This window comes from Pseudomonas sp. Irchel 3E13, assembly GCF_900187455.1.
GTDB lineage: Bacteria > Pseudomonadota > Gammaproteobacteria > Pseudomonadales > Pseudomonadaceae > Aquipseudomonas.
On sequence record NZ_FYDX01000002.1, the window covers coordinates 261,859 to 277,556 of the forward strand.

Consider the following 15,698-nt stretch of genomic DNA (forward strand, 5'->3'; position numbering starts at 1 on the left):
AACCCGCGCCGATGAACACCGCTTTGAACCAGCTTCAGCCCTACCCGTTCGAGAAACTGCGCGCCCTGCTGGGCAGCGTCACCCCTGCGGTGGACAAGCGCGCCATCGCCCTGTCGATCGGTGAGCCGAAGCACACCTCGCCGGCTTTCGTGGCCAAGGCCCTGGCCGACAACCTCGACCAGATGGCGGTGTACCCGACCACCCTCGGCCTGCCGGCCCTGCGCGAATCCATCGCCCACTGGTGCGAGCGCCGCTTCGGCGTGCCGACCGGCTGGCTCGACGCCGCCCGCCATGTGCTGCCGGTCAACGGCACCCGTGAAGCGCTATTTTCCTTCACCCAGGCCGTAGTCAATCGCAGCGATGACGGCCTGATCATCAGCCCGAATCCGTTCTATCAGATCTACGAAGGCGCGGCGCTGCTGGCCGGCGTCAAGCCGCACTACCTGCCATGCCTGGACCAGAACGGCTTCAACCCGGACTTCGACGCGGTGCCGGCGGACGTCTGGCAGCGCTGCCAGATTCTCTTCCTCTGCTCGCCCGGCAACCCAACCGGCGCCCTGGTGCCGCTGGAAACCCTGAAGAAACTCATCGCCCTGGCCGACCAGTACGACTTCGTCATCGCCGCCGACGAGTGCTACAGCGAACTGTACTTCGACGAACAAACCCCGCCGCCGGGCCTGCTAAGTGCCTGCGCCGAGCTTGGCCGCAGCGACTTCAAGCGTTGCGTGGTGTTCCACAGCCTGTCCAAGCGCTCCAACCTGCCGGGCCTGCGTTCCGGTTTCGTTGCCGGTGACGCCGACATCCTCAAGGGCTTCCTGCTGTACCGCACCTACCATGGCTGCGCGATGCCGGTGCAGACCCAACTGGCGAGCATCGCTGCCTGGAACGACGAAGCCCACGTGCGCGACAACCGCGACCTGTACCGCGAGAAGTTCGACGCCGTACTGGACATCCTCGGCCCGGTGCTGGACGTGCAAAAACCGGATGGCGGCTTCTACCTCTGGGCGAAAGTCCCGGGCAACGACGATGCCGCGTTCTGCCGTGACCTGTTCGAGCAACAGCACGTGACCGTGGTGCCGGGCTCGTACCTGTCCCGTGACGTTGACGGCGTCAACCCGGGAGCCGGCCGCGTGCGCATGGCGCTGGTGGCACCGCTGGCGGAGTGTGTGGAAGCGGCGAAGCGTATTCGGGCGTTTATCGAAGGTTGAACATTCTGCGCTAGCATCCCGCCCGGTGCACAACTGATGTTTCTGTCAGTTGTGCACCCAAAATAGCGCTCGGCGACGAGGGCTGTTCATCCTATTGCACCAGTTGGTTGATCTCGATGATCGGCAACAGCACCGCCATGACGATCACCAGCACCACCCCGCCCATCACCACGATCATCAGCGGCTCAAGCAACGCGGTCATGCCCATGGCCCGGCGCTCGATGTCGCGGGACAAGGTTTGTGCAGCGCGCTCGAGCATCGGCGGCAGCGACCCGGTTTTCTCACCGCTGGCAATCAAATGAATCAACAGCGGCGGAAACACATTCTCCACCTTGAGCGCCGCCGCCAGGTTCGCGCCTTCTCGTACCCTGGCCGTGGCCTCGCTGACGCTCAGGCTCAGGCGTTCGTTGGACAGGGTCTGACGTGCCGCCTCCAGCGCCCGCAACAGCGGCACCCCGGCGCCGCCAAGAATCGCCAGCGTGGAGGCGAACCTTGCCGTGTTCAATCCCAGGACAAAACGACCGATCAGGGGAAGCTTCAGCACCCGATGGTGCCAGCTCAAACGCGCCGTCGGGTTGCGCAAATAAAGTCGCCAGCTCCAAAACGTACCGGTCATGACGGCAGCGCATAACCAGCCCCAGGTGCGGATGAAGTCACTGGCATTGAGCATCGCAAGCGTCAGCCACGGCAAATCCTGACGGGCCTGGGAAAACGCACTCACCACCTGCGGCACCACGTAGCTGAGCAGGAAAATCACGATCCCGATCGACACCAGCCCGACCACGCCGGGATAAATGAACGCCGTGAGTATCTTGCTGCGCAGGTTGTTGCGCTCCTCGATGTAATCCGCCAGCCGCTCCATCACCTGCGCCAGGTCCCCGGACTCCTCCCCCGCCGCGATCAACGCCCGGTAGATTTCGGGAAAATCCCGAGGCCGCGCCGCCAGCGCCTCGGCCAGGCGCATGCCGCTGCGTACGTCGGCACGCACGCCACTGAGGGTGTGGGCGATATGCTTTTTCTCGGACTGCTCCACCGTAGCGCTCAGCGCAGCTTCCAGCGGCAGGCTGGCACTGAGCAGGCTCGCCAGTTGCCGGGTGGCCCAGGCCAGGTCGTTGTCCGAAAGCCGCGGGCTGAACAGACTGCCGGAACCGGAATGGGCCGCAGGATTCTCCTGTTGCACCGACAGCGCCGTCAGACCCCGACTGCGCAGCACGCCTAGCGCCGCACTCTGGCTATCGGCCTCGAGGTGTCCGGACTCGATCTTGCCGCTGGCATCAGCAGCTTCAAAACGGTAGCGGTTCATCAGGTGTCCCGTGTCACACGCAAGATTTCTTCAGGGGCCGTGACACCGCTGCGGATCCAGCGCTCGCCGTCCTCGCGCAAGCTGAGCATCCCGGCTTGCTGCGCGGCTGCCCGCAAGGCCTGCTCTCCGGCGCCTTGATGGATCAGGGTGCGGATATCGTCGTCGATGCAGAACAACTCATGAATCCCGGTACGGCCGCTGTAACCCGTGTGGTTGCAGGCCTCACAGCCCACTGGACGCCAGGTGCCGGGGGTTGCCGGGTCTTGCTGCCTGCACTGCGAACACAGGCGCCGCACCAGTCGTTGCGCCAGCACGCCGAGCATCGACGACGCCAACAGAAACGGTTCGACGCCCATGTCGACCAACCGGTTGACCGCCGACACGGCATCGTTGGTGTGCAGGGTCGCCAGCACCAGGTGACCGGTCAACGAAGCCTGCACGGCGATCTGCGCGGTTTCGAGGTCACGAATCTCGCCGATCATGATGATGTCCGGGTCTTGCCGGAGAATCGCCCGCAGGGCCAGGGCGAAGGTCATGTCGATCTTGGCGTTGACCTGGATCTGGCTGATGCCCGGCAAGTCATATTCCACCGGGTCCTCCACGGTGAGGATATTGCTGGTGCTGGCGTCGAGCCGTGCCAGTGCCGCATAGAGACTGGTGGTCTTGCCGCTGCCGGTCGGGCCGGTGACCAGCACGATGCCGTGGGGCTGTCGGATCAGTTGGTCGAGCCTGGCCAGCACCTGCGCGTCCATGCCGAGCGTTTCCAGATGCAATCGCCCAGCCTGTTTGTCGAGCAGGCGCATCACCACCCGTTCGCCATGACCGGTGGGAACGGTCGAGACGCGGATGTCGATCGGCCGCCCGGCCACGCGCAAGGTGATACGACCGTCCTGGGGCAAGCGCTTTTCAGCGATGTCGAGCAGGGCCATGATCTTGATCCGTGACACCAGCGCGCCATGCAGTGCCTTGCGCGGCGAGACCACGTCGCGCAGGGTGCCGTCGACCCGGTAGCGCACCACCGAATGGGTTTCGAAGGGTTCGATATGGATGTCGCTGGCCTCGTCACGCGCCGCCTGGGTGAGCAAGGCGTTGATCATGCGAATCACCGGCGCGCCGTCCTGGGTGTCGAGCAGGTCGGTGATTTCCGGCATGTCCTGCATCAGGCGGTCGAGGTCGACTTCGTTCTCCGCCGCACCGACCACTGCCGCCGCGCTGCCGGTATCGGCGTAGGCCGTGGCCAGCAGACCGTCGAGTTCGTCATCGCGCACCCGCTCCAGCCTGGCCGGGCCGAACTGGCGACGCACCTCGCTGATCGACCAACCCGGTGTCGACGGGCACACCGTCAGCACCCCTTCACGCAACAGAATGCGCTGGGCCTTGGCCCAGGCGTAGGGCAGTGCGCTCACAGGTTCGGGCCTCCATCCAGCGGCACCGCCCTGATGGTCGCCCTCGGCGCTGAAACTGCCCCCGGAGCCGGGACGCCCTGCGCTGCGGTCGGCAGCTGCGGAGCCTGCATGTCTGGCATCGCCCAGTTGCGCTCCGGTTGCAATCCGCCCTGGGCGCGACGCATGAAGTCGTAACGGTTGAGGGTGATGCTGCGCCCCGCCGCGCTGTCGCGAATGATGTACGGGCGCAGGAATACCATCAGATTTGTCTTGTTGATCGAGCGGCGTTCGTTACGAAACAGCGCGCCGATCCCCGGCAGGCTGCCGAGCCATGGCACCGCTTCGTTGCTCTGGCTGTAGCCGTCCTGCAACAGACCGCCGAGCACCATGATCTGACCGTCGTCGAGCAGGATGCTGGTGTCGATCGCACGCTTGCTGGTGACGACCCCCGCCGACGTAGCGGAGGCCGATGCCCGCTCGTCGATGCTGCTGACTTCCTGATAGATATCGAGCTTGACCGTGCCGCCCTCGGAAATCTGCGGTCGCACGTTGAGCTTCAACCCGACCTCTTCACGGGTCACGGTCTGAAACGGGTTGTTGCTGGTTCCGCCGCCACCGGTAACGTAACTGCCGCTGACGAACGGAATGGTCTGGCCGACGAAAATGCTCGCGGCTTCGTTATCCAGGGTCAGCAGGTTCGGTGTCGACAGCACGTTGGTGCCGCCTTTGCTCTTCAAGGCCCGGGCCAGGACTTTCAAATCGAGGATTTTGCCGATGCCGGGGATGTCGACACTGCCATTCACGTAGCCGAGATTCAGCCCTTGGGGCAGCACATCTAGACTGGTCTTGCCGTTGAGGTTGATTCCGGAGCCGCCCAGATTGGCGCCGCCGATCACACCCTTGCCACCGAGATTGCCGGTCTGCCATTGCACGCCGAATTCACTGGCATCGTCTTCGCCGACCTCGACGATCAGGCTTTCGATCATCACTTGCGCACGGCGCTGGTCGAGCAGATCGATGACTTCCCGCAGGTTGCGGTACAGCGGTTCCGCTGCCGAAATCAACAATGTGTTGGTGGTGGCGTCGGCCTGGATGGTCACGCCACCCGCGCTGAACGCGACGTTCTGTTCACTGTCCTGCGCATTGCTGCCGCCGCTGCTGCCCTGGGCATAGTTGCCGCCCGAGCTGCCGTTATGGGCCGTTGAAGCGGTGCCGTTGGTTTGCATACCACTCTGGCTGCCCTGCCCGCTCGAATTGCCGCCCATGGCACTGAGTGCCGAGCGCGCGCTATCGCTGGTGTTGCTGTCGCTTTCGCCGGTCAGTAAACCCCGCAAGGTCTGAGCCAGTTTGCCGGCCTGGGCATTGCGCAGGTAAACCACATGCAGGTTGCTCGGGTTGCTTTGGGCGTTGTCGAGCTTGTAGATCAGGTTGCGGGCCAGCTCGGTGCGCTCGGGGCTGCCGGCGCGGATGATGATGGTATTGGAGCGCGGATCGCCGATCACCACGATTTTCTGGGTCGGATCGTTGCCCGATGTCTCCAGCAGATCGGCCACCATCGGCGCGATGTCGGCGGCGATGCCGTTGTGGATCGGTACCACGTCGGTGTCGATGGCACTCGGGATATCAATGGTGGCGATCAGCTCTGCGACCCGCTCAAGGTTGGCAGCGTAGTCGGTGACCACCAGGGTATTGTTGCCGGGATAGGAGTTGATCGGATTGTTCGGCGAGACGATCGGCCGCAGCACCGGGATCAGGTTGACTGCATTTTCGTACTGCAGGCGGAAAGTGCGGGTGAGCATGCCATTGCCGGCCGGCTTGTCGGCGCTGTAGACCGGTCCGCCAAGAAATTTGGCGTCGACTTCCGGCACCACATGGGCCACGCCACCGACATCCACCACGCTGAAGCCCTGCATGCGCAGCACCGCCAACAGCATTTCGTAAGCCTGGCGCGCCGGCACCTGGCCCTCGGACACAAGCGTCAGGTTGCCTTTGACCCGCGGATCGACCAGAAACTGCTGGCCGGTGGAGCGGGACAGTGCCCGCACCACTGCCTGAATATCGGCCTCCACGAAGTTCAGGGTCACCAACTGGTCGCCCAGCGGATTGACCGCCGCGTGTGGCGTAGAAGCAGTGCGGGGCCGTTCGGTGATGTTGTGCCGTTGCTTGGGGACGGGCCTGGCCTGGGCCTGCATCCGCTCGCGATCCAGCACCGCGTCGCCACTGCGCTGGGTATTGGCCAAGGGCCGGCCGAGCTCGCTGTCCACCAGCAACGGCGGCTGGTTTTGCGGTGTGGTGCTGCTGCACGCACTCAACGCCATCAACAGCATTGGCAATGCCTTGCGCACCGGGTTGAAACCTGACCCCTTCATGAAGCTTCCTTAGCGCCCAGCGCCTGATCCATGCGTACAGTGCCTGACAGAGTGCCGGCGGTATCATCGGTCGCAGCGCCGCCTGCACGTTGCAGACGGGCCTCGACCACTTGCAGCGAAAATTGCCGTGGGCGGCTCAGCAGCCAGTCGAGCACCGCATCGGCGGGTGCGGCATCGAAGGTCAACTGCCAGCCCCCGGACGGTGCAGCCTGCAACTGGTAGTGGCCGCCCAGCCCGCCGGCCTGCAAGGTCTGTTGCAGCGCGTGTTCGAGGTTTTGTCCGTCGGGCCGGGGGCTGACGTCCCGCAGCAGCACGTCCAGTGCTTCGGTCTGGGCGCGCAGTTTCGGTGCCTCGGCTTGCCAATAGGCGATCTTCGCAAGCGGCGGCTGGATCAATGCCACCCAGAAAAACAGCCCCACCAGCAGCACCGCCATACCGCCGACCATGCGCTTTTCCCGCAGGGTCAATGCCTGCCAACCGGTCTGCAATCGAACGTTCAGGCGCTGCCACCCGGCCCGATGCCTGGCAAGGATTGGGTTATTCATCCTCTGCTCCGCTGCTGTCGTCGGTGGAGATCACCTCGGCTGCCGGGCGCAAAACCCAGCCGTCATCAGTGGCACTGACGCTGATGCCCGCCTGAGCCAGTGCACCTTGCCAGCCCTTGTCGTTGTCCGATCGGCTGGCCTCGGCCAGCAGGCTCAGTTGCAACGCACCGTCGGCGAACACCAGCCGCTGTACGCTGCCCATCATGAACGGCATGCTGCTGCCAGCCTGCAACACCAGACGATTGAAGCCTTGGGCGGGATCGTCCGCCGTGCCTTGCTGGCGGGCAGTGAGTTGCTGCCGGGCCTGTTGCAGCGGATTGAGGATCACCGGCAATTCGGGGAACGCCTGCTTCACCCGCTGTGTCATTTGCGCCTTGAGCTGCTGGCCCTGGAGGGCTTCACGGGCGGCGTACAGATTCAACCCGATCACCCAGACAGCCAATGCCACTGCGCAGCAAGCGAGCGCCCGCCCCCAGCTTCGCCGCCCGGTATCCGCTTGCCGAACACCTCCGTGAAGCCCCCAATTCGGCGCAATACCTGACCAATAAAGCGCTGCAGGCTTTTCGTCGAGGCTCTCGCCGCGAGCGCCTTGGCCAATCCAATTCACCCTGTCGCCATCCGCCAGCAAGTCATCCAGGCGGTCTTCCATCAATGGCTCCACGGCCCCTTGCTCAGCGCTCTGGCGTAACAGCAAGTGGTCGTCCAGCAAGCAGGCGCTTATTTGTCCGGCAGGCGGTAAGGCAAGCCTGTAAGGCGCGGGATAAAGGCCACGCAAGGTCAATCGATGCTGGGCCAACAGCCGGGCGAGGCGATCCAGCTCAGCCTTGGCCAACCAGCTCACATGAACCTGCCCGTTGCCATCCCGGGCGCTATGGGCGACATGCAGGCGGTCCTTGTCCCCAAGGATCAGCGTCTGTACAGCGCACCCCACCGCAGCCCGCACTCTCGCGGCAGAAAGCGGCGGCAGTTCGATGCTGGTCATTACGCTGTCCGCAGGATGAAGAAAGCACTCGACGGCTCGCGACCCGGTTTGCTGCCCTATCTGCATGAGCGTGCTGACGCCGGTCTGCCCGACACGGCCGCGGTGTTCCAGACAAGCGAATTCAAGCTCGGTGTTTGCCGTCAGGTGCTCCAGTGGCGGCAATGCGATTCTCAGCAGCGTCATACTCCCGGCCTCGACCAGATCACCCTGGGCACGCCCTGTTCCGGACTATGCAGAAGCGCGTCCATGCCGACGCGACGCTTCTCGCAGCGGGTCTGGCCATGAAGCAGGAACCACTCGCTGCTAATGCCGACTTTGAGCCCGTCGATACTCAACTGCGGCAAGCGCAGACGATTGCCGATATCGCCTCGGTCTATGAACCAGAGACCGCTGTCACGTTCCGCCACGGCTGCTCTGGCCTGCGTCAGAGACAACCCCGGCACCATCGCGGCCAGGACTTCCGCACTGGCGGTATTGGCGTTGACCCAGGCATTGACCGGAATGATGCTGACGAATTGATCCAGCCGGGCAAGTAGCGCCTCGTTCATGCCATCGAGGCCACGCAAACCTTCCAGGCTGCGCAACATCGGCAGGGCAGCAGGCAGCGGTTTGTGAATGTAGCCAGGAGAGGTGGAGCGACCACTGGCGAAGCTGTTCTGGGTAGCCGATTGCTCCGACACTTGTGGCCCGGGAACTCGCGGATAGGAGGCAATGACCCGTTGACTGATACGCTGCGCGAGACCGGCATCGATGCCAATCATTTCGCATAACCGCTCGAAACTGCGCACCTGATCGGCATCAACGCGCTCATTAGCCAGCAAGTTGCGCAGGTTGAACTTGCCTTGCTGATCGACCAATCGACCTTCGAACGGTCCCATCCGGGGGGTCGGAACGACGGTCTGAATGAGTTGTGCCCATGGCTGGTCAGGTCGGGTCAGCCGATCTCGCTTGCGAGAATCCAGAAGGACGTACCGGCTGACTTCCAGCCCCCCCAGGAGTGCCGCATGGCTCTGCACGCGACACTGTTCTGCCTCAAGTGACCGCGTGAGTACACTCTGGCGGGTCAGCATGCCGGCGGCAATCACCGCCACTACCGCCGCGATCAACAAGGCGCTGATGATCGCCATGCCCCTCTGCCTGGGCAATGTCCGCGAATACGATTTCATGGCGGCGCTTAGAGCTGCCAGGAGCCGATATCGGCATTCGCGCCTTCGCCATCCGGCTGGCCGTCGGCCCCCAGAGAAAAGATGTCGACTTCGCCATTGGCGCCGGGATTCAAGTAGTGATACGGATGACCCCAAGGGTCATTGGGCAGGCGCTCCAGATAGGAACGCCAGTGGGTATTTTTCGCGTCGGCCGGACGCTCCACCAGCACCTTGAGCCCCTGATTCATGCTGGGGTAGCTACCGTGGTCGAGACGATAAAGCTTCAGCGCCTGCATCAGCCCCGCGACGTCTTGCTTCGCCGCCGTGGCCCTGGCCTGGTCAGGACGATCGAGCACCTTGGGTACGACCATGGCCGCGAGGATACCGAGGATAACCACGACTACCATGATTTCTATCAGCGTGAACCCACGTTGACCGCGACGGTTTGCGGACTGATATTTGGCGCGCGCGAAATCCATTTCCACCTTCCTTGGCTTGGTTGCGATTCGGCGCGCAGTGTAACAAAACAGGTCCGATGAAAAATACAAATACCACCTGGGGCGCCTCGCCATTTCCTCGGGCCCGGGTGCTATTCTGCGCCCCTGTTTTCAGCCAAGAGTCATTCATGGAGACGTTGCGCAAGGAGCGTGGATTCACCTTGATCGAGGTCCTTGTGGCCTTGACGATCATTGCCATTGCGATGTCGGCGGCCGTTCGCATCGCGGGCCTGATGACTCAAATCAACGAACGGCTGCGTGATCGCTCGATGGCGCTGCTGGCGGCGCAAAGCCAGATCGCCGAGCTACGACTTGAAGGACGCTTTTCCGCGGGCCTGAAGCGTTTTGAATGTGATCAGGGAAGGTTGCAACTTCGTTGTGAGCAGACCATCGCTCCAAGCGCCGATGGGCGGCTGATGCACGTCACGGTCCTGGTTTCAGATGGCCTGCGCGAGGCACCGCCGCTGGCTCGGCTCGACACGCTCCTCAGCCAGGCAATGGAATAACGCCAGGAGCGTGTTCATGGACGAGTCAATCGAGGTAATACAGGGGAGTCCGGCAGCGTGCTGACTTTGAATCGGCTCTGCTCCGAACCTCGCTCGACGATGACCGCATCCCCTTCTATCGCCAGCAGGCGCAAACCGTTGGCCAGGCGGTCACCGGTGAGAAAGCTGCGGGGCGGGCCGTTGTTGAGGCTGATGATGGCCACCGCGCCTTGCGCACCGGCCATCACCCCGGACACCTTGATGTCCATCATCACAGGCTGGCTGGAAAACCATCGCAATGCGGGTGTGTCGGCGCGGGCCACTGGATCAGGGCGCGTTGCCGCCGGTGCATTGGATTCGGCCGACGTCAGCAACAGCGCTGACCAGACCAACACGCCCGCCAGCGCCGCGATCAGGGCCGCGCCTTGCAGAATGTGCGGCGCCGCTACACGAAAAGTGAATGCCAAGACAAAACCTCCCTGTTGTCTGGTGTTGCAGTCTACAGGACCGATAAACAACGACGGAACGTTGGCCATGCCCCAATACGGACAAAAGGGTTTTACCCTGATCGAACTGATGGTGGTGCTCATCATTGTTGGAGTCGCCAGCGCGACCGTCAGCATCAGCATCAAGCCAGATCCGCAACAACGCTTGCGCAAGGATGCCAATCGGCTGGTCCAGTTGCTGCAAATTGCCCAGGCCGAGGCGCAAGTCGATGGGCGCCTGATCACCTTGGAATCCGATGGCAAGGGTTTTCATTTCAGCCGTCGCAGTGACCAGGGGTTCGGCTTCGATCATTTCACCCAGGATTCACACCTGCATCCGCGCACCTGGGAAACGCCGGACCTCAAGATAAGCGTCACACCGAAACAGCGAGTGATCTTGAATGGGGAGTGGTTCAACCCGCCCATGCAACTGGCACTCTCCGACGGTCGCAACACCCTTGCCGTGCAGCGGACGGCCGACGGGCAAATCAGGGTAGTGAACGAGCCATGAGGCGCAGACAGGGCGGCCTTACCCTGATCGAGGTCATGGTGGCGATTCTGCTGATGGCAATCGTCAGTCTGATTGCGTGGCGTGGTCTGGACAGCGTGACGCGCACCGACAGTCATTTGCAGAGGGACGCAGAACAAAACCGGGAGGTCCTGCACACCCTGCACCAACTGGAGCGAGATGTGGCTTTGCGGGCGAACATCGAGTTGCAGGCGCCGGACCTGAACAACAACGACCCCCAACACGCCGCGAAGTCGAAGGTCATCAGCGTCCGCAGTACCGACAACAACAGCTTCCGTCTCGACGTGATCCGCAGCGCGGCAACTTCGGACAGTGGCTTGCAGCGTGTTCGCTGGTGGCTGGAGGGGGACACGCTGTACCGTGCCAGCGCTGCTGCCCGGGATCGCTTCCCCTTGCCGACGCCCACGTCTCGCGACGGCGTGGCGGTACTGGGTAATATCACCAGCCTGCAGGTGCGTATCTGGGAGCCCGGCGCAGGCTGGCGCCAGTTGAACGGCAATCGTAAAAACGGCCCGCGAGGCCTGGAAATCCGATTGACCCGGGAAACGCCCCAGGGTGAGGAGCGTTTTCGACAGGTGCTGGGCCCACTGAATTGACTCGCTGACCCTCTACATACCGATGGAACTCAAGGGCAGCGTAAGCCCCAAGGCGGGTTCACTTCACCTGCCCCAGATTAGCCTCACTCAAGTCCAACTCCCCCAGCACCCTGCGCACCACATCGTCGCCGATCTCGTGATGACGGTGCAGCCGATACAGCTCCAGACGCTGCGCCCGCAGCGCACGCAAACGCAAGCGGCGCTCCAGTTGATCCATCTGTTCGGCCAGCGCGCGGACCTCGGCGCTGTCGTTATAGGCATCGAGTTGCTGGCGATACTCGGCCATCAGGCGCGCTTTCAGTTCAGCCGCCAGTGCCGCCTGCGAAGCATCCTGCTGTGCGCCAGGTTCGGCGGTTTCTTCTGCTTCCAGCGCGTGAATCGCCGCCTCGGCAGTGCGGCGCCAGGCTTCATCAGCTTCCTGTTGCAGGGCGTCGTCCGCGCTTTTCTCGACGCCGCGCAGCAACAGCGGCAAGGCAATGCAGGCCGACACCAGCGACAGCAGGATCACCCCGGCGGCGATGAAAATCAGCAGGTCGCGTTCCGGGAAATCCTTGCCGGCACTGATCAGCAGCGGCACCGACATCACACCCGCCAAGGTCACCGCCCCGCGCACGCCACCCACGGTCAGCAGCCAGCAGGAGCGCGCATTCGGGCCGAGTACCAACTCGCCCTTGCCCCGCCAGCGACGCACCATGCCGATCAGTCGCCAGATGCTCTGCACCCAGACATAGCGCAGCAGCAGCAACACGCCGAAGATCGCCACCACCTCCAGGCAGCGCCAGGCCAGGGTCGGCCAGAGCGAGGCTTCGTGGCTGGTCACCGCCTTGATGATGTCCGGCAATTGCAGGCCCAGCAGGAGGAAGATCAGGCCATTGAAAGCGAACTCCAGCAGCGACCAGACACTGCGGTTGAGCAGTCGGGTACTGGTCTGCCGCGGCAGCAGGTCGAGCCAGCTCTGCATCATTCCCGCCGCCACGGCCGAGAGAATGCCCGAAGCGCCCAGGCGCTCGGCCAGTACATAAGCGGCGAACGGCAGGAGCAACATGAACACCACGTGGGTAGCCGGGTCGTCCCAGCCGCGAGCGATCATCCAGGTGCGCAGGCGGCCCACCAGCCAGCTCAAGGCAACGCCGATGGCCAGGCCGCCGAGCGCCACCAGGACGAAGGTCAGGCTGGCCTCGGCCAGGGAAAACACCCCGGTGATGGCTGCCGCCAGGGCGAACTTGAAAGTCACCAGGCCCGACGCGTCGTTCATCAGCGCTTCGCCTTGCAGCATGTGCATCAACGGCGTCGGCAGGCGGTCCTGGGTGATGGCCGACACCGCCACGGCATCGGTCGGCGACAGCACCGCGGCAAGCGCGAAGGCCACGGGCAGCGGAATGGACGGAATGATCCAGTGGATGAAGTAACCGGCGCCAACCACGGTAAACAGCACCAACCCCACCGCGAGCGTGAGGATCGGCCCGCGCAAGCGCCACAGTTCGCGCTTGGGCATGCGCCAGCCATCGGAGAACAGCAGCGGCGGCAGGAACAGGAAGAGAAACAGTTCAGGGTCCAGCGCCACATGCAAACCCAGGGTCGGCCACGCCAGCAAGGCACCGGCGGCGATCTGCACCAGCGGCAACGGCAGCGGGATCATTCGCCCCACCAGCTTGGAGACACTGACCAGCATCAGCAGGATGAGGACGGTATAGGCTGACTGCATACGGCGTGTTTCCTGTTCGATTCGAAAGCATTCCCTGGCACGCTGGACAGCCGAGTGCCATTGGACACATATAGTAACGACCTCGACCACCGAGCGACCGCTGAACATAAGTCGCAGGTCGGCGGAGAATGTGTAACACCATGCTACACAAGACTTTTATCCTGCTGCATCGGTTTTACCCTCCCATACCGTGATTACAAGGAAGAGCGTCCGATGGCCCCAGACCTGAACAACGATAGCCCCGATCGCGCCCTGCTCGTCATCGACGTGCAGAACGACTTCATTCCCGGCGGTGCCCTGCCGGTGACCGGCGGCGACCAGATCGTGCCGCTGATCAACCGCATCGCCGGCGGTTTTCGCAATGTGGTCCAGGCCCAGGACTGGCACCCCGCCGGTCACGCCTCGTTTGCCTCAAGCCATCCCGGCCGCAAGCCGTTCGAGGTCATCGAATTGCCGTACGGGCCGCAGGTGCTGTGGCCCGATCACTGCCTCCAGGGCAGCGAGGGCGCGCTGTTCCACCCGTTGCTGAACATCCCCCATACCCAGTTGATCGTGCGCAAGGGCGGCAATCCGGCGGTGGATAGCTACTCGGCATTCACCGAGGCCGACCAGAAGACCACCACGGGCCTCGCCGGCTACTTGCAGGAAAAGGGTATTTCCACCGTCTACGTGGTCGGCCTGGCGCTGGATTTCTGCGTCGCCTGGACGGCACTGCATGCCCGGGGCAAGGGTTTCGTCACTTATGTGGTGCTGGACGCCTGCCGGGCCATCGACAGCGACGGCTCGCTGGAGCGGGCAATGGCGGAGATGCAGGAAGCCGGGGTGATTTTCATCGAGTCCCGGCAGTTACTCGTCGCACCCTGATACACGCATGTCCGATGCCGGCGCCACAGCCGTGGCGCCGTGCCCGTTGTTGCCGCATAATCCAGCCCACCCAAAATTCCGAGGAGTCGCGGGGTTGCTGCGGGAACGCCCGACAACCCTTAATGTTCAATGGCTTACACTCTTTACGGCATCAAAGCCTGTGACACGATGAAAAAGGCACGTAGCTGGCTCGAAGAACAAGCCATCGACTACGCCTTCCACGATTACAAAACCCAGGGCATCGACCGGGACAGCCTCAACCGCTGGTGCGACGAGCACGGCTGGAACGTGATCCTGAACCGCGCCGGCACCACCTTCCGCAAGCTCGATGACGCCCAGAAGGCCGACATCGACCAGGCCAAGGCCGTCGAACTGATGCTCGCCCAACCGTCGATGATCAAGCGCCCGGTACTCGACCTGGGCGACAAGACCCTGGTGGGCTTCAAACCGGACCTGTACGCGGCCGCGCTGAAGTGAGCCGCACGCTTTTCATCAATTTCAGTACGAGGTAACTGCATGTCCACTTCCCTGTTCAGCCTGGCCTTCGGTGTCGGCACCCAGAACCGCCAAGGCGCTTGGCTGGAAGTCTTCTACGCCCAGCCACTGCTCAACCCGGCCGCCGAACTGGTCGCCGCCGTCGCCCCATTGCTGGGTTATGAAGGCGGCAACCAGGCCATCACCTTCACCACGTCCCAGGCCGCGCAACTGGCCGAAGCGATCAAGGCCGTCGACCCGGTGCAATCCGCACTGCTGACCCGCCTTGCTGAAAGCAGCAAGCCGCTGGTCGCCACGCTGCTGGCAGAAGACGCCACCCTGAGCTCGACGCCCGAGGCGTACCTCAAGCTGCACCTGCTCTCCCACCGCCTGGTCAAGCCGCACGGCCTGAGCCTGGCCGGCATCTTCCCGCTGCTGCCGAACGTCGCCTGGACCAGCCAGGGCGCCATCGACCTGGCCGAACTGGCCGAGCAGCAACTGGAAGCGCGCCTGAAAGGCGAGCTGCTGGAAGTATTCTCGGTAGACAAATTCCCGAAGATGACCGACTACGTCGTGCCGACCGGCGTGCGTATCGCCGACAGCGCCCGTGTCCGCCTGGGCGCCTACATCGGCGAAGGCACCACGATCATGCACGAAGGCTTCGTCAACTTTAACGCCGGCACCGAAGGCCCGGGCATGATTGAAGGCCGCGTTTCCGCGGGCGTCTTCGTCGGCAAGGGCTCGGACCTGGGCGGCGGTTGCTCGACCATGGGCACCCTGTCCGGTGGCGGCAACATCATCATCAAAGTGGGCGAAGGCTGCCTGATCGGCGCCAACGCCGGTATCGGCATCCCGCTGGGCGACCGCAACACCGTTGAAGCCGGCCTGTACATCACCGCTGGCACCAAGGTGCAACTGCTCGACGAGCAGAACCAACTGGTCAAAGTGGTCAAGGCCCGCGACCTGGCCGGCCAGACCGACCTGCTGTTCCGCCGCAACTCGGTTTCCGGCGCTGTCGAGTGCAAGACGCACAAGTCGGCCATCGAGCTGAACGAAGCGCTGCACGCCCACAACTAAGTGGTACGATCGGGTCTGGCCTTTCGCCAGACCCGATATTCAGGCCCTA

The 15,698-nt window shown here is 63.3% G+C and carries 16 protein-coding genes; 7 read left to right on the plus strand and 9 right to left on the minus strand.

Annotated elements, in window-relative coordinates:
* The first annotated feature begins 11 nt into the window (after positions 1–11).
* Positions 12–1,208, plus strand: coding sequence for a succinyldiaminopimelate transaminase (dapC, locus tag CKW37_RS03705; protein ID WP_095154089.1), 1,197 nt, complete (start codon positions 12–14; stop codon positions 1,206–1,208).
* A gap of 91 nt (positions 1,209–1,299) precedes the next feature.
* Here the strand turns inward: dapC and gspF are convergent, their stop codons facing one another.
* From gspF to gspG, 7 genes are read right to left on the minus strand one after another with little or no spacing between them, the layout of a single operon-like run.
* The gene (gene gspF, locus CKW37_RS03710) at positions 1,300–2,511 is read right to left on the minus strand and encodes a type II secretion system inner membrane protein GspF (RefSeq protein ID WP_095154090.1); all 1,212 of its coding nucleotides are present in this window, start codon (positions 2,509–2,511) and stop codon (positions 1,300–1,302) included.
* Positions 2,511–3,917 (minus strand): type II secretion system ATPase GspE, encoded by a 1,407-nt coding sequence (gspE, locus tag CKW37_RS03715; protein ID WP_095154091.1) that lies wholly within the window; start codon positions 3,915–3,917, stop codon positions 2,511–2,513. The genes gspF and gspE overlap by 1 nt, the downstream gene beginning before the upstream one ends.
* The gene (gspD, locus tag CKW37_RS03720; RefSeq protein WP_095154092.1) at positions 3,914–6,265 is read right to left on the minus strand and encodes a type II secretion system secretin GspD; all 2,352 of its coding nucleotides are present in this window, start codon (positions 6,263–6,265) and stop codon (positions 3,914–3,916) included. Before gspD ends, gspE begins: the two co-directional genes overlap by 4 nt.
* Entirely contained in the window at positions 6,262–6,810 is a 549-nt protein-coding gene (gspM, locus tag CKW37_RS03725) for a type II secretion system protein GspM (RefSeq protein WP_095154093.1), read from the minus strand. The genes gspD and gspM overlap by 4 nt, the downstream gene beginning before the upstream one ends.
* Positions 6,803–7,975, minus strand: coding sequence for a type II secretion system protein GspL (gene gspL / locus CKW37_RS03730; RefSeq protein ID WP_095154094.1), 1,173 nt, complete (start codon positions 7,973–7,975; stop codon positions 6,803–6,805). Before gspL ends, gspM begins: the two co-directional genes overlap by 8 nt.
* A complete protein-coding gene (gene gspK, locus CKW37_RS03735; protein ID WP_095154095.1) occupies positions 7,972–8,958 on the minus strand; it encodes a type II secretion system minor pseudopilin GspK in 987 nt (328 codons plus the stop codon). Before gspK ends, gspL begins: the two co-directional genes overlap by 4 nt.
* Before the next feature lie 8 nt (positions 8,959–8,966).
* On the minus strand, positions 8,967–9,416 hold the full coding sequence (gene gspG / locus CKW37_RS03740; RefSeq protein ID WP_095154096.1) for a type II secretion system major pseudopilin GspG: 450 nt from the start codon (positions 9,414–9,416) through the stop codon (positions 8,967–8,969).
* A 146-nt stretch (positions 9,417–9,562) separates the two neighbouring features.
* Here gspG and gspI point away from each other — a divergent pair, with 146 nt between their 5' ends.
* A complete protein-coding gene (gene gspI / locus CKW37_RS03745) occupies positions 9,563–9,940 on the plus strand; it encodes a type II secretion system minor pseudopilin GspI (RefSeq protein ID WP_095154097.1) in 378 nt (125 codons plus the stop codon).
* 14 nt (positions 9,941–9,954) lie between these two features.
* Here gspI and CKW37_RS03750 read toward each other — a convergent pair whose 3' ends face one another.
* Positions 9,955–10,386 carry a general secretion pathway protein GspC gene (locus CKW37_RS03750; protein WP_095154098.1) on the minus strand — a complete coding sequence of 144 codons (432 nt, stop codon included), beginning with the start codon at positions 10,384–10,386 and terminating at the stop codon, positions 9,955–9,957.
* Between the two features lie 67 nt (positions 10,387–10,453).
* Between CKW37_RS03750 and gspH the strand changes: the two genes are divergently transcribed.
* Both gspH and CKW37_RS03760 read left to right on the plus strand, forming a co-directional pair.
* Positions 10,454–10,915, plus strand: a complete 462-nt coding sequence (gene gspH, locus CKW37_RS03755) for a type II secretion system minor pseudopilin GspH (RefSeq protein ID WP_095154099.1) — start codon at positions 10,454–10,456, stop codon at positions 10,913–10,915.
* A complete protein-coding gene (locus CKW37_RS03760; RefSeq protein WP_095154100.1) occupies positions 10,912–11,529 on the plus strand; it encodes a type II secretion system protein GspJ in 618 nt (205 codons plus the stop codon). The genes gspH and CKW37_RS03760 overlap by 4 nt, the downstream gene beginning before the upstream one ends.
* 58 nt (positions 11,530–11,587) lie before the next feature.
* On the opposite strand, the gene CKW37_RS03765 is transcribed toward CKW37_RS03760, so the two are convergent.
* Positions 11,588–13,234 (minus strand): Na+/H+ antiporter, encoded by a 1,647-nt coding sequence (locus CKW37_RS03765; RefSeq protein ID WP_095154101.1) that lies wholly within the window; start codon positions 13,232–13,234, stop codon positions 11,588–11,590.
* Between the two features lie 213 nt (positions 13,235–13,447).
* On the opposite strand from CKW37_RS03765, the gene pncA reads away from it, so the two are divergent.
* The 3 genes from pncA (at position 13,448) to dapD (ending at position 15,649) form a co-directional block, all read left to right on the plus strand.
* Positions 13,448–14,098, plus strand: coding sequence for a bifunctional nicotinamidase/pyrazinamidase (gene pncA, locus CKW37_RS03770; protein ID WP_095154102.1), 651 nt, complete (start codon positions 13,448–13,450; stop codon positions 14,096–14,098).
* 129 nt (positions 14,099–14,227) lie between these two features.
* Complete coding sequence (locus tag CKW37_RS03775) at positions 14,228–14,575, plus strand: ArsC family reductase (RefSeq protein ID WP_095154103.1); 348 nt, start codon at positions 14,228–14,230, stop codon at positions 14,573–14,575.
* 39 nt (positions 14,576–14,614) lie between these two features.
* Positions 14,615–15,649 carry a 2,3,4,5-tetrahydropyridine-2,6-dicarboxylate N-succinyltransferase gene (dapD, locus tag CKW37_RS03780; RefSeq protein ID WP_095154104.1) on the plus strand — a complete coding sequence of 345 codons (1,035 nt, stop codon included), beginning with the start codon at positions 14,615–14,617 and terminating at the stop codon, positions 15,647–15,649.
* The last annotated feature ends 49 nt before the right edge of the window (positions 15,650–15,698 follow it).